This window comes from Jonesia denitrificans DSM 20603 (genome assembly GCF_000024065.1).
Lineage (GTDB): Bacteria > Actinomycetota > Actinomycetes > Actinomycetales > Cellulomonadaceae > Jonesia > Jonesia denitrificans.
In genome coordinates, this window is record NC_013174.1 from 1,931,704 (window position 1) to 1,951,912 (window position 20,209).

General features: G+C 58.0%; 19 protein-coding genes. 1 reads left to right on the top strand and 18 read right to left on the bottom strand.

Features of this window, described 5'->3' with window-relative positions:
- The first annotated feature begins 332 nt into the window (after positions 1-332).
- Positions 333-3,182, top strand: coding sequence for a beta-glucosidase family protein (locus JDEN_RS08930; protein ID WP_015772041.1), 2,850 nt, complete (start codon positions 333-335; stop codon positions 3,180-3,182).
- Between the two features lie 200 nt (positions 3,183-3,382).
- Here the strand turns inward: JDEN_RS08930 and nucS are convergent, their stop codons facing one another.
- The 18 genes from nucS to thrB all read right to left on the bottom strand — a co-directional run bounded on the left by nucS (position 3,383) and on the right by thrB (position 20,203).
- Positions 3,383-4,078, bottom strand: coding sequence for an endonuclease NucS (nucS, locus tag JDEN_RS08935; protein ID WP_015772042.1), 696 nt, complete (start codon positions 4,076-4,078; stop codon positions 3,383-3,385).
- Between the two features lie 20 nt (positions 4,079-4,098).
- Positions 4,099-4,539, bottom strand: coding sequence for a DUF2550 domain-containing protein (locus JDEN_RS08940; protein ID WP_015772043.1), 441 nt, complete (start codon positions 4,537-4,539; stop codon positions 4,099-4,101).
- Positions 4,540-4,555: 16 nt separating this feature from the next.
- Positions 4,556-4,834 carry a F0F1 ATP synthase subunit epsilon gene (locus JDEN_RS08945; RefSeq protein ID WP_015772044.1) on the bottom strand — a complete coding sequence of 93 codons (279 nt, stop codon included), beginning with the start codon at positions 4,832-4,834 and terminating at the stop codon, positions 4,556-4,558.
- Between the two features lie 43 nt (positions 4,835-4,877).
- Entirely contained in the window at positions 4,878-6,359 is a 1,482-nt protein-coding gene (gene atpD / locus JDEN_RS08950) for a F0F1 ATP synthase subunit beta (protein WP_015772045.1), read from the bottom strand.
- A 92-nt stretch (positions 6,360-6,451) separates the two neighbouring features.
- Complete coding sequence (locus JDEN_RS08955; protein WP_015772046.1) at positions 6,452-7,351, bottom strand: F0F1 ATP synthase subunit gamma; 900 nt, start codon at positions 7,349-7,351, stop codon at positions 6,452-6,454.
- 3 nt (positions 7,352-7,354) lie between these two features.
- Complete coding sequence (gene atpA, locus JDEN_RS08960; protein ID WP_015772047.1) at positions 7,355-8,986, bottom strand: F0F1 ATP synthase subunit alpha; 1,632 nt, start codon at positions 8,984-8,986, stop codon at positions 7,355-7,357.
- An 86-nt stretch (positions 8,987-9,072) separates the two neighbouring features.
- Positions 9,073-9,888, bottom strand: coding sequence for a F0F1 ATP synthase subunit delta (locus tag JDEN_RS08965; protein ID WP_015772048.1), 816 nt, complete (start codon positions 9,886-9,888; stop codon positions 9,073-9,075).
- Positions 9,888-10,469: a F0F1 ATP synthase subunit B gene (locus JDEN_RS08970; RefSeq protein WP_015772049.1), complete on the bottom strand. Its 582-nt coding sequence runs from the start codon at positions 10,467-10,469 to the stop codon at positions 9,888-9,890. Before JDEN_RS08970 ends, JDEN_RS08965 begins: the two co-directional genes overlap by 1 nt.
- Positions 10,466-10,699 carry an ATP synthase F0 subunit C gene (gene atpE, locus JDEN_RS08975; RefSeq protein ID WP_015772050.1) on the bottom strand — a complete coding sequence of 78 codons (234 nt, stop codon included), beginning with the start codon at positions 10,697-10,699 and terminating at the stop codon, positions 10,466-10,468. The genes JDEN_RS08970 and atpE overlap by 4 nt, the downstream gene beginning before the upstream one ends.
- 155 nt (positions 10,700-10,854) lie before the next feature.
- Complete coding sequence (gene atpB, locus JDEN_RS08980; RefSeq protein WP_015772051.1) at positions 10,855-11,700, bottom strand: F0F1 ATP synthase subunit A; 846 nt, start codon at positions 11,698-11,700, stop codon at positions 10,855-10,857.
- Between the two features lie 226 nt (positions 11,701-11,926).
- Positions 11,927-12,463, bottom strand: coding sequence for a hypothetical protein (locus tag JDEN_RS08985; RefSeq protein WP_015772052.1), 537 nt, complete (start codon positions 12,461-12,463; stop codon positions 11,927-11,929).
- Between the two features lie 4 nt (positions 12,464-12,467).
- A complete protein-coding gene (locus tag JDEN_RS08990) occupies positions 12,468-13,616 on the bottom strand; it encodes an MraY family glycosyltransferase (RefSeq protein WP_015772053.1) in 1,149 nt (382 codons plus the stop codon).
- Entirely contained in the window at positions 13,613-14,353 is a 741-nt protein-coding gene (locus tag JDEN_RS08995; protein ID WP_015772054.1) for an L-threonylcarbamoyladenylate synthase, read from the bottom strand. Before JDEN_RS08995 ends, JDEN_RS08990 begins: the two co-directional genes overlap by 4 nt.
- Before the next feature lie 3 nt (positions 14,354-14,356).
- Positions 14,357-15,313, bottom strand: coding sequence for a peptide chain release factor N(5)-glutamine methyltransferase (gene prmC / locus JDEN_RS09000; protein ID WP_015772055.1), 957 nt, complete (start codon positions 15,311-15,313; stop codon positions 14,357-14,359).
- Positions 15,314-15,318: 5 nt separating this feature from the next.
- Entirely contained in the window at positions 15,319-16,404 is a 1,086-nt protein-coding gene (gene prfA / locus JDEN_RS09005; protein ID WP_015772056.1) for a peptide chain release factor 1, read from the bottom strand.
- Positions 16,405-16,571: 167 nt separating this feature from the next.
- The gene (rpmE, locus tag JDEN_RS09010; RefSeq protein WP_015772057.1) at positions 16,572-16,781 is read right to left on the bottom strand and encodes a 50S ribosomal protein L31; all 210 of its coding nucleotides are present in this window, start codon (positions 16,779-16,781) and stop codon (positions 16,572-16,574) included.
- A gap of 167 nt (positions 16,782-16,948) precedes the next feature.
- Positions 16,949-18,991 (bottom strand): transcription termination factor Rho, encoded by a 2,043-nt coding sequence (rho, locus tag JDEN_RS09015; RefSeq protein WP_015772058.1) that lies wholly within the window; start codon positions 18,989-18,991, stop codon positions 16,949-16,951.
- Between the two features lie 258 nt (positions 18,992-19,249).
- A complete protein-coding gene (gene thrB, locus JDEN_RS09020) occupies positions 19,250-20,203 on the bottom strand; it encodes a homoserine kinase (protein ID WP_015772059.1) in 954 nt (317 codons plus the stop codon).
- Between the last annotated feature and the right edge of the window lie 6 nt (positions 20,204-20,209).

Here is a 20,209-nt window from a genome sequence, read left to right on the forward strand (position 1 = left end):
GCGTCCTTCACTTCGTTGTGGATACGCAGCACTGATGTGCTTGAGGTGAATCACTTCATCCGTCGAAGCGATTCGATAGTGGGACTCTAGCGCACCTCACACGCGCGCGGCAAGACTGTCAACCAGTTTTCCCTGATCCAGCACCAAACCGTTATGTTTCATAGACTGCCCCTGCACAAGATGCCATCAACGCGCTACGATAGCGGCAACCATAGCGATGTCGAACCGTTTCGAGTAGCATCAGTGCTCGCAGGATGTGCCGCGCCCAACGACGCCCGCGCACACCACATCGTTCATTCACCACCACACAACACCCCAAGCGAGAGCCCATCGTGACCCCTTCACAGTCGCCACAGACCGCTCATGACCGTGCCCACCACGACGCCACCACCATTGTCGACCAACTCACCATCACCGAGAAAATCTCTCTGCTCCACCAAGCACAACCTGCCATCGACCACGCAGGTCTCGCCCCCTTCACCACCGGAACAGAAGCCCTCCACGGTGTGGCGTGGCTCGGTGAAGCAACCACCTTCCCACAACCCATTGGACTCGCCGCCACCTGGGACACCGACCTCATCACTCGCATCGGAACAGCCGTCGCCACTGAAGTACGCGCACACCACGCCATCAACCCAACAGTCTCACTCAACGTCTGGGCGCCAGTCGTGAACCCGCTACGCCACCCCCTATGGGGACGCAACGAAGAAGGATACTCCGAAGACCCCCACCTCACCGCTGACTGCGCCATCGCATACACCCAAGGCCTGCGCGGGCAGCACCCCACCGTGTGGACCACCGTCCCCACCCTGAAACACTTCCTGGCCTACAACAACGAAATTGACCGCGCCGTCACCTCATCCGACATGCGCCCCCGAGTCCTCGAAGAATATGAATACCCCGCCTTCCGACGCCCCCTGGCCGCCGGCACAATCGGCGCAGTCATGCCGTCCTACAACCTTGTCAATGAACGGCCCAACCACCTCGCCAAAGACCTCCTTGACACGCTCCGCACCTGGTCCCCCCACCCCATCGCCGTCGTGTCAGATGCCGCTGCCCCCACCAACGTTGTCGAGGGCGAACGCTACCTCCCCACCCACATCGAGTCCCACGCCGCAATGCTTCACGCCGGAATCGACTCCTTCACTGACAACGACCGCAACAACCAACCCACCATTGACCGTCTCACCGCAGCCCTTGACCAGGGCCTCATCACCGAAGAACACATCACCCAAGCTGCCTACCGCCTCCTCTACCTCCGAGCGCTGACCGGCGAGTTCCGCACCGAGAACCCCTATGGACATATCACCGCCAACGACATCAACACCCCCGAACACCAGGCACTCGCCCGAGAAGCAGCCGCAAAAAACGTCGTGATTCTCAAAAACAACGAGACCCTTCCCCTACGCCCCACCTCGCTTGCCGTGGTTGGTCCCTTTGCCGACCACACCGTCACTGACTGGTACTCCGGCACCCCTCCCTACACGGTGACTCTCGCCCAAGGCCTGCGCGACCGGTTCGGTGACACCACCGTCACCACTCACAGCGGGTGGGACACCATCGCCCTGTGGTCCCCCACCGCACGCGGATACGTGACCACCACGCAGCAAGGAACTGTCGATGCGACCGCACGCACACTGAATGACACCACCAGTTGGGAAATGGGTGAATGGGGCCAGGGAGTAATCACCCTGCGATCACGTGCCACCACACGCTACCTGGGCGGTGCGAACTGGATCCTCGACGCACACGCCACCCGCATCGGAGGTTGGGTCGCCCAAGAAGCCTTCCAACTCCACGAACACGCAGACCACACAATCTCCCTGCTTCACCGAGGCTCCGGCAAATGGGTGCGCGTCCAACACGGCTCCCACCTGCTCGTCGCCGACACCACCGACCCCGCAGCCGCTGAACGCTTCACCCGACACACAGTGGAATCAGGAGCCCTGGCGGTGTCCGCCCTCGTGCACAACGCCAACCACGTCATCGTGGCCGTGGGCAACGACCCCCACCTCCACGGCCGAGAAACCGAAGACCGCCCCACCCTGGAACTCCCGGCATCAGCGCAACAGTTGTGGCGCATCGTCACGCAGGCACACACCCCCACAACCCTTGCGATCATGTCATCCTACCCGTACACGCTCGGGCCAATCGCTGACGAAGCCGACGCGATCATCTGGTCCAGCCATGCAGGTCAAGAACTCGGGCACGGCATCACCGACATCCTCGTTGGAGATCACGAACCCTGGGGCAGGCTGGCCCAAGAATGGGTCACCGATGACACCTGCCCACCCCACATCCTCAACTACGACATCATCGCTTCACAGGGAACTTACTGGTATAATCCCTGCGAACCACTGTTCGACTTTGGTGCCGGTCTGACCTACACCACCATCGCCTACAGTGACCTGACCCTCGTCACCAACACCGATGGCGCAACAACCAGCGCACCCACACACGCCACCGTGACAATCACCAACACCGGTGAGCGCACCGCCCACGAACTCGTCCAGGTGTACACCGGACAGACCTGGGCCCCCCACGTGCGCTCCACCCCACCAGCCCGACGCCTCGCCGGATACACACGAGCAACCCTCACCCCAGGCGACAGCACAACGGTGACCGTGCCTCTCAACCCAGAAGCATTCGCTACCTGGGACACTCGCACACACGCATTCGTCACCGGCGGTGACTACGACGTGTGGGTGGGCACCTCACGGACCCGTCGCATTGTCACCCACCTATCACTTGACTGTGACGATGCGCCTCTCACCTTGGCTGCTACGACGTTACGGGCCATCGACTTTGATGACCCTCACCGAGTGCGGCTGTCAAACACCACCCTCCTGTCTGGTGACTGTGTTGCACCCGCCCACGGGTTCACACAAGGCAGCATCGATTTCCATAACGTCGCGTTCACGAACGTGACCGCGGTGACCGCTCACCTGTCTGGGCTGGGCCCCGGTGAACTGGGAACGGTGAGCCTGCACTGCATTGATAACGACACACCACCACTGCAGTGGACCACCACACATGAGCGCCCCACCTGCACTGACAGGTACACGTGGCACGCAGTGAACCTCCCGCTGCTCGACACCAATCCCCCCACAGCGCATGGCACGCTACGCATCACAGTCACCGGCAACGTACGGGTCAACACGATCACGTTCCACGCCGACTAGCCCTCACCCCCACAGGCCACCGTCTTCCCCTTGACGCCGCACACGACTTCTCACCTTCCTCAGATTCGTGCGCGCGCCCATACCGGGTGGCCTCGACAGGTAACATCACGAAAAGAGAGTGTGTTCTCCCCGTGATTGTGCCTGGTCAACAACCACGGGCGGCCGCACATGTGCGGCCGCCCGTGGTCATGGTTCAAGAATCAGAAAAGCCGAGAATCCACGTCGTCGTAGCCTTTCATTTCCTCATAGTTGAGAGTGAGGCAGGTGAAACCGCGATCAATGGCAAGAACCCTGGCTTGCGGTTTGATTTCCTGGGCCGCAAACACACCGCGGACCGGTGTGAGTAATGGGTCGCGGTTCAACAGTTCCACGTATCTGGTTAACTGTTCGACCCCATCAATGTCACCGCGGCGTTTAATTTCGATGGCGACTGTTGCGCCGTGTGCATCGCGGGCAAGAATATCGACCGGCCCAATGGCCGTGGGGTATTCCCGGCGAATGAGGGTATGTCCTGGACCAACCAGGTCAATTTGCTCAGCAAGCATCCGTTGCAGATGGGCTTCTACGCCGTCCTTCACTAACCCTGGGTCCACACCTAATTCATGTGCAGAATCGTGGTGAACATCAAAAATTTCAATATCGAGACGATCGTCTGCTTTTGAGTGCTGGACTCGCCACACCTCAGTCACTCCACGTTCCTTTTGGAGATCGTCAGGCTCACGAACGGCCATCGAACATGGAGGGCTCATCCAGTTGAGAGGTTTGTACGAGCCCCCATCAGAATGGAGCAACACCGAACCATCGGCCTTCACCACAATGAGACGACGCGCTCGCGGTAAATGTGCGGCCAACCGCCCGCTGTAATGGGCTTGGCACTCTGCGACAACTAAACGCACACACACTCCTGGTTCACGGGTTACACAACAAAGCCACGCGTCATGGGAGGACCTGACTCTGTCCACGACGACAACCCATGATACGCCTCCGCTGACATCATCAGTTCAAAACTATCCGCCCCTTGGCGGCATTGAACAAGATACAAGCCGGGTAAGTCAGCTTGATCAAGTGGCACACGACCTGTGATGTCAAAGCCTTGACGAGACCAGCGTTCCTGGGGGGTTAATGACAGTGAGTATAGTCGCCACCACACCAGTTCCTCTGTTCGGTACTCCGCTAACCCCTGCGCCCAGTGCTCGCCACCCCCAGCTCGGGAAACAGCGGGACCGCTATGTGCCCGCCACGCGCAATCAAAGACTCCGACCTGGCGCGATAAACGACGCAGCCGCAGGTACCCCCAGAGCGCACCACCACACACGCAGACAAGAAGCGTGATGATGATCCACCCGATGGTACCCACGGCTGATCGTGTACTTCTACTTCGCGTCGTGATCCGACACGACTGTTGCCTCATCAACAACAACTGTCACCACGTCTTGGTCAACGGATAAGAACCCGCCGCTGACCGTGAACTTGTGGGTGACACCGTTGTTCGCTGAAACCCGGACCGTCCCTGCTGTGAGCGCCGACAGGATCGGGGAGTGCCCGGCAAGAATACCGATCTCTCCATCCGCTGCCGGTGCGCTTACGAGCGATGCGTCACCTGACCACACTTTGCGGTCAGCTGCGACAACGTCAACTGTCAACACTGCCACTTGAACTCCTCACCTAGGACGGAACGAACACCGCACGTGCAGGTCACAGGCCGTATTCCTTCTGGATACGAGACCAGTTGCGCTCGAGGTCTTCCAGACCACCAATGTTGAAGAACGCCTGCTCAGCGATGTGGTCGTACTTCCCTTCAGCGATGCCTTTGAACGCTTCAATGGTTTCAGACATGGGAACAGTCGAGCCTGGAACACCGGTGAACTGAGTGGCCATGTAGGTGTTCTGTGACAAGAACTGTTGAATACGGCGTGCGCGCGACACGATGGTCTTGTCTTCTTCAGACAACTCATCAACACCAAGGATCGCGATGATGTCCTGGAGTTCTTTGTTGCGCTGAAGGATGGACTTCACTTGCGTTGCTACCTCGTAGTGTTCTTTACCCACGTAACGTGGGTCAAGGATGCGCGAGGTTGAGGCAAGTGGATCGATCGCTGGGTACAACCCACGGGATGCGATTTCACGGGACAGCTCTGTGGTGGCGTCCAAGTGCGCGAAGGTCGTTGCCGGTGCGGGGTCAGTGTAGTCATCAGCTGGAACATAGATGGCCTGCAGTGACGTGATGGAGTGACCACGAGTTGAGGTGATGCGCTCTTGGAGCATACCCATCTCGTCAGCCAAGTTTGGTTGGTACCCCACAGCTGATGGCATACGCCCAAGAAGGGTGGACACCTCAGAACCAGCCTGGGTGAAACGGAAGATGTTGTCAATGAAGAGCAACACATCCTGCTTTTGAACGTCCCGGAAGTATTCCGCCATGGTCAACGCTGACAGCGCGACACGAAGACGCGTGCCTGGTGGTTCATCCATTTGACCAAACACAAGCGCGGTCTGCTTGATCACACCAGATTCTGTCATTTCGTCGATGAGGTCGTTGCCTTCACGGGTACGCTCACCCACCCCAGCAAACACAGACACACCGTTGTGGTTGTTGGCCACACGGTAGATCATTTCCTGGATGAGGACGGTCTTGCCCACACCAGCACCACCAAACAGACCAATCTTTCCACCCTGGACGTAAGGGGTCAAAAGGTCGATTGATTTGATACCGGTTTCGAACATTTGAGTCTTGGACTCAAGTTGATCGAATGCTGGCGGTTTGCGGTGAATTGGCCAACGCTCGGTGATCTCAAGTTTCTCGCCCTCTTTAAGGTTGAGAACTTCACCGGTGACATCGAAGACGTGCCCCTTGGTGACATCACCAACGGGAACAGAAATCGGAGCGCCGGTGTCTGTCACTGCTGCACCACGCACAAGTCCATCAGTGGGCTTCAGTGCAATTGCGCGCACGAGTGAATCACCGAGGTGCTGAGCAACCTCAAGAGTCATTGTGAAGGATTTTTCGCCTTCACCCTGAGCCGACAAATCGATCTCAACAGTCAGTGCGTTGTAGATCTCGGGAATGGCCTCTGCCGGGAACTCAATGTCCACGACAGGACCAATGACGCGGGCGATACGGCCCACGGCTGGGCCCGAGCTGGTGCCGGGCGTTGCTTCGACTGTGGTGGCAGTCATGACTGGCCTCGCTTCACTCTGGTGGACTCGTGTCCAACCAGGTCTGTGGGTTGTCCTTGTCTTAGGGTCCGGGTCATGGTCATACCCGGGCGTTAGGAGCCTGCAAGTGCGTCCGCACCGGACACGATCTCGCTGATTTCCTGGGTGATCTCTGCTTGACGTGCCGAGTTCGCAAGCCTGGTGTAGGTCTTGATCAGTTCCTGGGCGTTGTCAGTTGCCGTGTGCATCGCACTTTGACGTGCCGCGAGTTCGGATGCAGAAGCTTCCAAGATGAAGCTAAAGATCCTGCTTCGCACGTACCGCGGCAAAAGCGCATCCAACACTTCCTCAGCTGATGGCTCAAAGTCATACAGCGGATATGCCTCGACAGGTTCATCCGATTCATCAGGAGCATCAACAACTTCCAACGGGAGTAACCGCACCACACGGGGACGCTGGGTCACCATGTTGACAAACTGCGTGTACACCACGTGGAGCGCTGACACACCACCTTTGTTGGCATCGGCAAGGAAAGCTGACAACAACGTGTCCGCCATGTCCTCGGCGATGTCAACGGTGGGCGAGTCAGAGGCACCGGTCCAGGTCTTGACCATCTCTCGGTCCCGGAACTGGTAGAAGCTCACCCCACGCCGCCCAGCGACGTACAGGTCAACCTCTTTGCCCTCATCGGTCAAACGCTCAATGAGCGTTTCTGCTTCTCGCAGTGCACTGGCCGAGTAGGCCCCTGCCATCCCACGGTCCGCAGTGATGACAAGGACCGCAACCCGGTTCGTGTCATGACGTTCTGAGGTGAGGGGGTGATCGGTCGCTGAGTGTGTCGCCACGGCTCCCACTGCGCGGGTGATCGCGTCAGCGTAGGGAACAGTCGCAGCGACACGCGCACGGGCTTTACCGATACGCGACGCTGCGATCAACTCCATAGCGCGGAAGATCTTCTTCAGCGACTGGGTCGACTTGATGCGCGCTTTATAGACACGCTGGTTGCCTGCCACGGATCACGCCTTCTTCGAACGGACGATCTTTTCCTGCTCTACCTCTGCTGTCGCCTCTTCTTCCGCCTCTGCATCAACGAGTGCTTCACCATCACCCTTGATGAACTGGTTGCGGAATGCATCAATCGCGTCTCCAAGCGCGGACTCTGTGTCCTTGTTGAAGTCGTTTGTCTGCGCGATTGTGGAGAGCACATCAGTGTTGCGACGCAGGTGCTCGAGCAGTTCAGATTCGAAACGGAGGACATCGTCGACGGGGACATCGTCCAACTTGCCGTGGGTTCCCGCCCAGATAGACACAACCTGGTCCTCTGAGGGGTACGGCGTGTACTGCCCTTGCTTGAGAAGCTCCATGAGCCGCGCACCACGTGTCAACTGCGCTTTGGATGCAGCGTCCAGGTCGGATGCAAAGAGCGCAAAAGCTTCCAAAGAACGGTACTGAGCCAACTCAAGTTTGAGTGTTCCCGATACCTTCTTCATGGCCTTCGTCTGTGCTGACCCACCCACACGGGACACGGAAATACCGACGTCCACCGCCGGGCGCTGGTTTGCGTTGAAGAGGTCCGATTGCAGGAAGATCTGACCGTCGGTGATCGAAATGACGTTGGTCGGGATGTATGCCGACACGTCGTTTGCTTTGGTCTCAATGATGGGAAGTCCCGTCATGGACCCGGCACCGAGCTCGTCTGACAGCTTGGCACAACGCTCAAGAAGGCGAGAGTGCAAGTAAAAGACGTCACCGGGGTACGCTTCACGCCCTGGTGGGCGGCGAAGAAGTAGCGACACAGCACGGTAGGCTTCCGCCTGCTTGGACAGGTCATCGAACACGATGAGGACGTGTTTACCCTCATACATCCAGTGCTGACCAATGGCAGATCCGGTGTAGGGTGCCAAGTATTTGAACCCAGCAGGGTCAGATGCTGGAGCTGCAACGATGGTGGTGTATTCGAGTGCGCCGGCGTCTTCGAGTGCGCCTCGAACTGCTGCGATCGTGGAACCCTTTTGACCCACTGCAACGTAGATGCAGCGCACTTGCTTGGTCGGGTCACCGGTTTCCCAGTTCGCTTTCTGGTTGATGATCGTGTCCACCGCGATCGCGGTTTTTCCGGTCTGACGGTCACCAATGATCAACTGGCGTTGTCCTCGACCAATAGGAATCATTGAGTCGATGGCTTTCAGCCCAGTTTGCAGTGGCTCGTGCACGGACTTACGCTGCATAACGCCAGGTGCCTGAAGCTCCAGTGCGCGGCGACCAACGGTGGCAACTTCGCCAAGTCCGTCAATGGGGGTACCTAGTGGGTCCACCACACGTCCCAGGTATCCATCCCCTACTGGGACGGAGAGGACTTCGCCTGTGCGGCGAACTTCTTGACCTTCTTCGATGCCGGTGAACTCACCAAGGATCACCACACCGATTTCACGAACGTCGAGGCTCAGTGCGAGACCTAACGTTCCATCTTCGAACTGCAACAGCTCGTTTGCCATTGCGCCCGGAAGACCTTCAACCTGGGCGATACCGTCACCGGCGAGCGAGACTCGCCCGACCTCTTCGGTAACGACTTGTGCAGGCTCGTAGGACTTCACGAAGCTGTCCAGGGCGGCGCGGATTTCCTCCGGCCGGATCGTCAGCTCAGCCATTAGCTTTACTCCTGTCGTGACCGCAGGGCGGCCAACTGTCTGTCCATGGTTACCGGCGCATGGCCGGCAAAGATTTACGGGGCTTGTTAACCGGCCAGCCTACGCTGTACCTGGGTGAGTCGGGCAAGAACTGTCGAATCGATCACGTCAGCTCCTACCTGAATGCGGATACCACCGACAACATCTGGGTCGACGGTGATGTTCAGGTGCATGGGTTTGCCGTAGGACGTTGTCAGCACACGTTCCAAACGTTCCATGTGTGCTGCGCTCAGGGGAGCGCTGACAGTGACTGTGGCAATTGTGCGCTGGCGACGTTCGGCGGCTCGATCACCGATGCGCGCTAACCGAGTGACAAACACGTCACCTCGCGGCGACACAGCTGCACGTTGTGCGAGCCGTTGTGTCACTGGGTCAACACGGCCTGCCAAGATCGAGTCAAGCAAACCGATACGACGCTGTGTCGACACGGTGACGTCCGACAGGATGCGACGCACTTCGCGCTGCCCACTCATTGAGCGGGTGATTGCGAAGATCTCACCTTCTACTGTTTCTAGTGTTCCCCGCGATTCAGCCGCAGCAAGTATCGCGTCGGTGGCGAGGATATCGATTGCCTCAACAAGGTCTTTCTCTGCCGACCACCGTTGCGAGACGGTGGCCACGAGAATGGCTACGGTCCGCTCGTCTGCTTGGTCCCCGAGGAGGTCACGCACAAGAGTGGCCTTGTCGGCGGGGAGCCGTGACGGATCAGCCAGAGCCCTGCGCAGCGCGCCTGATGCGTCAAGCGCGTCAACGAAGGAGTATAACTGCTCCCCGATGAGCACCGCGTCCGCACCGGCGTCCGCGATATGGCGTTCCACCTGTTCGCGTGTTGCTGTGAGTGACGCCTGGCTGGTCCCTCGCATCACTTCCCCTTTGCTGTGGTGGTGACCGTCGAACTTTCCAAATCGTCAAGGAAACGCTCCACGACACGCGACTGGCGTGCGACGTCGTCGAGGGCCTCTCCGACAATTTTGGATGCAAGGTCGGTGGCCAGCGCACCTACGTCATTTCGCAGGGACACGGCTGCCGCTTGGCGTTCAGCGTCGATCTGGCGTTTGGCGTTCTCGAGGATACGTTCCGCGTCGGCGTTTGCTTGAGCTTGAGCTTCCGCTTTGATCTGGGCTGCCTCTGTCCGAGCTGCTTCTCGAACTGCACCTGCTTCTGCGCGAGCTTCAGTGAGAAGCTGACGGTGCTCAGCAAGGAGCTTGTCTGCTTCTTCTTGTGCCCGTTCGGCTTGGTGGATCCCGCCTTCGATCTTCGCTGTTCGTTCGTCGAGAACGGCGTTGAACTTGGGGAGGATGACCTTGTAGAAGTAAGCGCCGATGATCAGCAAAACAAGTGCAGATCCGACAATGTCGTACAGCGGCGGGATGAAGAGATCAATCCCAGACACCTCGTCACCCCCTGCCGCGAGAACGGCTGTGGTTGTGGTGAGTGTGCTCATTGGAAGAGGAACCCAGCCACGAAGCCAAGGAGAGCGAGGAGCTCAACGAACGCCACACCAATGAACATGGTGGTACGAAGCTGGCCGGCAACTTCAGGCTGGCGAGCCATGCCTTCAACAGTCTTACCGATGAGGATACCCAAACCGATACCTGGGCCAAGAGTACCCAGACCGTAACCGATGACCGAAATGGAACCGTTGATCTCTGCAAGAGTTGTCGTTGTGTCCACGGGGGGATTCCTTCCGTTAGGCACCCGCGAGGTGCGGGTGTCGTGTTTGAACTCGTGGTAATTGTGCTGCGAACTGACAGCCCCAGACTATGAAGAGCAAGGGCAATCACTGAGTCATGTGCTGTAGTAGGCCCAATCCTCAGGTTGGTACGTGGTTAGTGTTCCTCTTCAATCGCCATGCTGATGTACACCGCAGACAGAAGCGTGAAGACATAGGCCTGAAGTGCTGCAACAAGGATTTCAAAAAGTGTGAACGCGAGACCTGCGGTCAAGGACACGACTGCAAGTCCCTTCATGGCACCCGCCGCTTCAAGAAAGAAGAAGTGGGTTGCGCCAAAGCAGAGTACGAGGAGCAGGTGCCCTGCGATCATGTTGGCGGTAAGACGCAAAGCCAAGGTGAGCGGCCGGAACAGGAAAACCTGGAGAATCTCGATAGGCGTGATGAGGATGTAGAGGAAGGGAGGAATACCTGGGGGGAACAAAGAGTTCTTCAGGTAACCACCGATCCCAAATTTCTTCACTCCTGCTCCGAAGTAAACGAAGAACGTCCACAGTGCAAGGACCACGGGCATAGCCACGAGTGAGGTGCTTGCAATGTTGAGCAGTGGGATCACACCAGTGATGTTGAACACAAGAATTGCGAAGAACATCGTGGTGAGCATGGGAACATATTTGCGCGCGTTGTGACCAAGGATTTCTTCGGCGATGTTCACTCGCACGAAGTCCAATGCCATTTCGGCGATGTTCTGAGCGCGTCCTGGAACAAGGGTCGCACGGCGTGCGGCCAGTGTGAACAGGGTGATGAGAACGACGGCTGCAATGATGCGCACCAGGTGGATGCGGTTGAACTCAAAGGAACCGAATTCGACGATGGCGTTCGGAAAGAACTCCCCGATGGTGGGTGGGTGGAACCCGCCTTCGTCACCAGACGCGGCGAGATACTGAGTCGTCGCTTGGATGGACAGTGTAATCTCCCGGTTGTCATGGCACAGGGCAAGCACACGACGGCGACGTCGAATGCGGGGTGTGCCTGTCCGTTATGGATCGCAAGAATCTTATCCCATGACGTGGATGAAAATCACGGCCCGTTCAGGGAGTGGCAGTGCCAGCACCCCTCGCGGTTCGCTCCTTTCGTCATGGAATTCCCCAGTTCATCCCCCACTACATCGCGATTGTGGTGGTGGTGAGGTGGTGAGAACACTGAGGAGATTCGGTAGGTGATTCCTATCACAAATCACGGTTTTGGGGGGTGACATAGGGCGTACGTCCCTTGGAGACTGCCCACATGTCGAGTATTGCACTACCAATGACACCGATCAGAACGACAACAGCGAAAATAGCTCGATGATAAAAGTCCTGTTCACGGAGTACAACAAGAATTATGAGGAAGAGCACCATCTTGGCGAGCCACGCACCAAGGACAACTGCCATGGTCATGTTCGGATCTTTATCTGCGGTGTAGAGCATCGACCAAATAGTCGTTCCTGAGAAAATGAGTGCAACCACCACTCCCAGGACCGCTCCCCACACACCGGGACCGCCAGCAATCACCCAACCCAAGGGGATACCGAGCACAGTGAGCGCGCTAAGAAGCACGATCAGTGCCTTCAACGACATCCGGAACACATCTTTGTTGACGTGGTGCGGAACAACTGGAAGCCCCCGCATCACCTCAGGCACATCACTGCCCGCCTCGTCTCCACCATGCTGTGGCACATCAGCTCGATGAGGGGCCTGGTCATCTCTCGGGGTTTGCTCAGTCATACAGTCATCCTTTCACAGCAGGAATGTGTGGTCGTTGACGCCTCTTCACAATGCGTGGCCACAGTGTCACCACGATCATGGCGGCAATCGCAACAGCACCAATGATGGCCATCACTTGGAAACGAATAAGGAACAACGCAACTCCACCAAATGCGAACACCGCACTCCACATGTACATGACGATGACGGCATGCATGTGACTGTGTCCTAACCCAAGCAGGCGGTGGTGAATGTGCAGTCGATCCGGGGCAAAAGGGGACTTTCCTGCTGCGAGTCGCCGTAATACTGCCATCGACATGTCCGCGAGTGGCAAGATGAGAACAGCCGCAGGCAACAACAACGGTGCGTACGCAGGGATCGCTTCACCGACCGTGACCTGAGAGGGGTCAATCTGCCCCGCAACAAGAATTGAGGCGGACGCCATGAGGAACCCCAAGAGCATAGACCCTGAGTCCCCCATGAAGATCTTTGCGGGATGGAAATTGTGGGGCAAAAATCCTAGACATGCCCCAATGACCGCCGCAAGCACAGTAATAGCGACTGACGCGTACGACCCTGGACTTGTTTGCTGGGTGAGCAAGTAGGTGTAGATAAAGAACCCTGACCCACCAATCGCCACAATCCCCGCAGCCAAGCCATCCAACCCATCGACAAAGTTGACGGCGTTCATCACCAGCACAATCACAAAAACTGTGACCAATAATGACGATCGTGGTGAACCGATTGTCAGCCCAGCAATTGGTAATGACACGAGTTGCACACCCTGCCAGGCAACAAAACCCGCAGCAATGGTTTGCCCAGCAAACTTCACCATCCAGTCCAGGTCCCACACATCATCAGCGACACCCAAGAGCGTCACAAACGCCCCACCAATGAGAATCGCCCACGCTGAGTCACAAAGCCCAGGCGAACACTGCGCCCCATCTTTCGCGAAAATGCCTTGCAAAAAGGGGATTTGAGAGGCAAAAACAAAAGACACCCCCACTCCAACGAGCATTGCCGCCCCACCCAAACGTGGTGTGGGGATGGAATGGACATCACGTGCCCGGACTGCAGTGACGGCCCCAATGCGGAGCGCTAACCAGCGTGCAAACGGAGTAAAAAGGTAGGTCACCATCGCGGAAATAAGGATGACCAGAACGTAGACCTTCACTGGTCGCTAAGCTCCTGGCTGTCACTCGTCGGCGAGCCTGCAGTCATGGCCTGGTCGGTGGCACTGACATCTGGAGAATCGGGCAGCTCCTCACCCACATCAAGCACAAATGTCACGGCTCTCAGCTCTTCCAGAGACACCGCACCAGCACGGATCAACCGAAGATTCTCCGTCGTTGCGTCAACAATTGTTGATGCAACACCACCAGGAACCTCACCGGCATCAAGATAGACCGCAACTGAATCGCCCAGTTGGTCCCGAGCCTGCTGCGCCGTCAACGCTGCTTCACCGCCGGTCCGGTTCGCAGACGACACTGCAAGCGGCCCCGTGCGCTGTAACAGCGCCAACGCTGTCGGATGATCAGGGACGCGCAACGCAACCGTTCCCTGGGTCTCCCCCAGATCCCACGCCAGCGACGGCTGTGCATGACAAATGAGCGTCAACCCACCCGGCCAGAAACGCTCCGCCAACGCTCGGGCACCTTCAGGAACATGCGTAGCCAGCGCATCGATAGTCGCAGGAGAAGCAACCAACACCGGGGGCGGCATGTGCCGCCCGCGTCCCTTGGCCCGCAGCAGGGCGTTCACCGCACTGGGATTAAAAGCATCAGCACCGATGCCGTACACCGTGTCAGTGGGTAACACGACCACTGCGCCACGGTGAAGTTGATTGATCGCTTCGTCAAGTGCGTTGCCCCACTCACCTGAGTGATGGGCAGGCCACAGAGCGCTTGTCACGGGTCATCCTTCCACGTCGGGATGGGGTTGTCGCCTCGCTGACACCATTCGGGGGCGTCCGGTCAAGTCAGCGTGAGTCTTTGCCAAGGTAAAAGCTGCGTCGCCACCAAGCGTGGTGCCATCAACCATGGCTCGGGCAGCGTCTGCCTGAGAATCAGCATGTTCCATAACGTAAAGGCCTTGGGGTCGAAGCAACAACGCAGCATTCATGGTGACACCACGAGGAACCTCTAAACCGTCATCCCCCAACCCGTACAACGCAACTGCGGGGTCGTGGTGGGCAACCTCGTGATCCCGTGGGATCGCATCAGATGGTATGTAGGGCGGGTTAGAAACAACGATATCGACACGGGCAGCCATGTGCGACAAAGCAGTTCGGGCATCACCTTGAGTTAAGTGTACGGGGTCTGCGTAGCGGTGATTGTTCCGGGTTGCCCAGGTGTAAGCGCCCTGATCAAGTTCCACGGCGTACACCTGTGCGCTGGGCACTTCAGTGGCGATCGCTAAAGCGATCGCCCCGGACCCGGTACAAAGATCAACCACCACCGGCTGCGTTCCGTTGGCCGCGATGCGGTGGGCTTCGGTGATGGCATGCTCGGCAAGAAGCTCAGTTTCGGGGCGTGGGATAAACACCCCGGCTCCAACCTCTAGGCTGAGGCGACGAAAGTACGCGATCCCGGTGAGGTGTTGTAGTGGTTCACGGTGTTCCCGCCGTTGCGCGAGCTGCGTCAAAGCCGTCAGAGCTGTGGAACTGTCACGCCCAGTCAGATCACCAACCGGGGTTCGCAGGACACGGTGACGGAGAATGTCACTTCGGTCGTGACCAGTTACATGCTCAACCAGGAGGAGAGCGTCCACCGAGGCTTGTTCAATACCTGCCGCAGTGAAGCGTGCAGTGAGCTGCGTCAGTAGGTCGTCCAGGGTGGTTGCGCTCGTCCAGGGTGCCGAGGTCCCGGACACGATGACTACTCCCCCGCTGCGGCGAGGCGCGCCGCTTCATCGGCGTCAATGGCTGACTGCACGACGGGTTGAACGTCCCCATCAAGTACCTGATCAAGGTTGTAGGACTTGAACCCGGTACGGTGATCCGCGATGCGGTTTTCCGGGAAGTTATAGGTTCTGATTCGTTCGGATCGGTCCACGGTGCGTACTTGGGAACGACGCATATCCTGCGCTGCGGCTGCGGCTTCTTCTTGTCGTGCCGCCAGTAGGCGGGCACGTAACACGCGCATCGCTTGTTCCCGGTTTTGTAGTTGGGATTTTTCGTTTTGCATAGACACAACAATCCCCGTAGGAATGTGGGTGATGCGGACAGCTGAGTCTGTCGTGTTCACCGACTGACCGCCGGGCCCTGAGGACCGGTACACGTCGATACGAAGATCGTTTTGGTCAATCTCCAGTTCGCCTTCGTCTTCCACTTCGGGGAAAACGAGGACACCAACAGCCGACGTGTGGATACGTCCTTGCGATTCAGTAACTGGGACGCGCTGCACCCGGTGGACACCACCTTCATATTTCAGATGCGCCCACACGCCTTCTTCTGGTGTCACTTGGCCTCGCGCCTTCACGGCGACTTGCACGTCTTTGTAGCCACCGAGGTCGGATTCTGTGGCGCCAATGATTTCGGTCCGCCACCCTTGGCGTTCAGCGTAGCGTAAGTACATTCGGAGTAAGTCCGCAGCGAATAGGGCAGATTCCGCGCCGCCCTCCCCTGCTTTGATCTCGAGGATGACGTCACGAGAATCATCGGGGTCGCGGGGGATGAGGACCCGGCGTAGTCGTTCGCTTGCTTCGGCTGCGGCGTGTTCCATGGCGGGGATTTCCTCAGCGAATGAGGGGTCCTCTTCTGCCATGTCGCGTGCGGCGTCAAGGTCATCCGTTGCTGAACGCCATGCCCGGTAGGCGGAAACGACTTGCCCCAGTTCGGCGTAGCGGCGGCCCAGTTGCCGTGCGCGCGCCTGATCAGAGTGCACTGAGGCGTCGGAGAGTTGCGCTTCAATGTCAGCGTATTCGCCCAGGAGGGGTTCAACGGCAGCAAATGTATTCGACATGGGCGTGGGACTTCCTTGAACAGGCACGACACACACCACACATGCCGCGCGCGGGATCACACCAGGGGCAACTGGTTCGAGGATTTAACAACAACGCCGGCCGGTACCTGGCACCGACTGCCCCTGGAGAGGTTGTCGGGCGGGCAACCGGCCGGCGTTGGAGGGTGCTAGTCCTTCTTGCCGTAGCGAGCCTGGAAGCGTGCCACGCGACCACCGGTGTCGAGGATTTTCTGCTTGCCGGTGTAGAACGGGTGGCATGCTGAGCACACGTCAGCGTTGATCACGCCGGAGGTTTGGGTGCTGCGAGTCTGGAACTCATTGCCACAGGTGCATTTGACCGTGGTGTCCACGTACTCGGGGTGAATGTCAGCTTTCACTGTTTTCTCCTTGGGTTTGGCGTGCCTGGGTCAGCATCACTGTCGATGCTGTGAACCAGTCACAGTTCCTCGCCACGTCTGCGTCGAGGCAACACTCTATTGTGCCAGAATTCGCCACACCCCTAAACCCTTGGGCTATGGCGAATTCTGTGAGATCAAAGACAGGCTCAGACTTCGTGGTCGTTTCCGCGGAGGTCGGCAAGCGAATCTGGTGTTGTCTTTTGCACGGACAACAAAAACTCCACATTGCGCGGGTGCTCTTTGAGTTTCTTGATGAGCAGTTCCACCGCTTGGGTTTGATCCAACGCGTGCAGAACCCGGCGAAGCTTGTACATGATTTTCAGTTCGTCGCCGCGCACGAGAAGTTCTTCGCGGCGTGTTCCGGACCCGGAAATATCGATCGCTGGGAAGATCCGCTTGTCGGCCAGCGACCGGGACAAACGCAACTCCATGTTTCCTGTTCCCTTGAACTCTTCGAAGATAACCTCGTCCATTTTGGAGCCGGTTTCGACCAGAGCTGACGCAAGAATCGTCAACGAGCCACCATCTTCGATGTTCCGGGCGGCCCCGAAGAATTTCTTTGGCGGGTACAGTGCCGCAGCATCAACACCCCCGGACAAGATTCGGCCTGAGGCGGGAGCCGCAAGGTTATAGGCACGGCCCAACCGGGTGATGGAATCCAGGAGCACAACGACGTCCTGGCCGAGCTCCACGAGGCGCTTGGCGCGTTCGATCGCAAGTTCCGCAACGATCGTGTGATCGGATGCTGGGCGGTCAAACGTTGACGCAATCACTTCGCCGTTGACGGTGCGTTCCATGTCGGTCACTTCTTCAGGACGCTCATCAACAAGAACAACCATGAGGTGGACTTCAGGGTTGTTGATCGAGATCGCGTTGGCGATCTGCTGCATGATGATCGTTTTGCCGGCTTTCGGTGGCGCAACAATGAGACCGCGTTGCCCCTTACCAATGGGGGCAAGGATGTCAATGATGCGTGGCGCTAAGCGGTTAGAGTCGGCATTTTCCAACTGGAGGCGTTCGCTTGGGTAAAGCGGCGTCAGTTTGTTGAAGTCTGGGCGTTGACGGGCTTCTTCTGGGGGAAGACCGTTAACGGTGTCCAGGCGCACGAGTGCGTTGAACTTTTGGCGGTTATTGCCACCGTGTTGGTCCTGGTCACGGGGTTGGCGGATGGCGCCAGTGATGGCATCGCCGCGGCGCAGTCCCGCCTTTTTGACCTGACCTAGTGACACGTAAACGTCGTTGGTTCCAGGAAGGTACCCAGTGGTGCGCACGAACGCGTAGTTATCAAGAATGTCGAGGATCCCAGCAACTGGAATCAGCGGTTCGTCGGTTGCGACCTCTGAATCATCGTAGGCCAGCTCATTGTTGCGACGCCCGCGCTTACGATCGTTGTTGCGGTCACGATCACGGTGACGGTCGCGGCCACGGCGGCGGCGGTTGGATCGGTCATCGTCACCGTGGAAGTTCTGCTCGTTGGAGTTTTTTTGGTTGTTTTGAGCGTTGTTCGACTGGTTGTTTGACTGGTTGTTCGACGAGCCTTGTTGCGAGTTTTTCCGTTCTTGGCGGTCGTCGCTGTTGTCGCGCTGTCGTTGACGGTTTCGTCCGCGCGACTCGTTGTCTTGGTTGTCTGAACGCTGGTCACGCCCTTGATTGCGGTCGCGTCGACGGTCTGAGTCCCCTGGCTCTGGAAGTTTGATTTCGAAGTCTCCAATAACAGCGGACTGGGATTGCCCGCTTTCTGGTGTGGCGTTTTTTGTGGTGGCCTGTTGTTCGCCATGTGCTTCGGTGGGTGCCTGCGCGGTATCGCGGTGGTCTTGCTGGTTGCGAGGGGCGCGCGTTCGGGAGGCTCGGGCTGGTTTGTCGCTGTCCGTCTTGGTTGGCTTGTCAGCTGGAGCAGATGCGCTAGGTGACTGTGCGGTAGTGGTTTCTGCTGCGCTACGCGAGCGTGGTGTGGACGATGCGGCTGTGCGGCCTGCGCTCCCTTGCGCTTGCTCGATGGCACCGATCAGGTCAGATTTGCGCATCTTAGAGATGCCCCGCACTCCCAGTTGTGACGCAATGGACTGGAGTTCTGGGAGGCGCAGACTGGAGAGCGCGCCTTGGGCGCTGTTCTGCTGTGGGGTGGTTTGTGACACGAAGGACCCTTCCCCCTCGTTATGACTCGTTGCGAGTCGTGGGCGGATGTCCATGGCTGAGTGGCCATGGGCGAACTGTGTGGAAGTTACTTGCCGCAGTGCCCTGCCCATGTACCTCACGAACCACAACAGTGGGAATCACGTGTATGGATGAGTGTGAAGGGAGCTGGGAGAACCCGCTAAGATGAGCGCTCGCCTGAGGGTGAACAACTAGGTGATGAGAAGCATCAGATAGTTGATGTCAACAACCCTGGCTAACATGAGTGCGCCAAGAACTGTTGCCACTATACCACTTGACAATTACTGCGTTCGTCATTTGCTTAGCGATGTGACGCGCTCCACGGTCGCCCCCGTCCGGTTGACCTGGGGACTTTTCACCACCCATTCGCGTTCTTGCAGGTCGTCGGTGTCGTGAATGATGCGCTTGACGGTTGCTTGAACGTGTTCTGTGTCGTCATGGTGGTGCAAGATGAGAACTGTGGGGCCCGCTCCGGAGACAGTTGCTGCTAAACCCTGTTCCCGTAGTTGTGTGATCAGCGCCCAGGATTGGGGCATGACCGAGGACCGGAATTCTTGGTGGAGTCGATCATCGGTTGCGTCAAAGAGGAGTTCAGTATTGTGGGCGAGTGCGTGAACAAGTAGTGCACTGCGGCCCGCGTTGAAGGTCGCACTAGAGTGAGCGACTGCGGGTGGAAGCACACCGCGTGCGCGATGGGTGGATAATCGGGTGGTGGGCACCACAACGGTGGGTTGAACATCTGGGTGCAGGTCTAACTGGGCCGCACATGGGCGGTCATGGTCTGTCATCCAGGCGACGGTTGCACCACCGAGAATTGCGGGGGCAGCGTTATCTGGGTGCCCTTCGATTTGGGTGGCCAAGTTGAGGAGCACAGAGTCGTTCAGTGCGTCAGGTTCCGAAATGAATCCGCGTGCTGCCATGAGACCAGCTACAACTGCTGCTGCAGATGACCCTAATCCCCGTCCGTGCGGGATCGTGTTGCGGGCAACGAGACGGAGCCCTGTGTGTGAGGCTCCCACATGGTCCAGTGCCCGACGGAGTGTGGCTACGACGAGGTGCGAGGCGTCACGAGGAACTTCTCCTTGTCCTTCTCCCTCAACGTCAACACTCACATTGTCAGAGCCCAGTGCATGGATTGTCAGTTCATCCTGCCATTGCAAGGCCAGGCCAAGCGCATCAAAACCTGGCCCGAGGTTCGCGCTTGTCGCAGGCACAGTGACCTGGACAGCATCAGCAACGATTCTCATATCAGG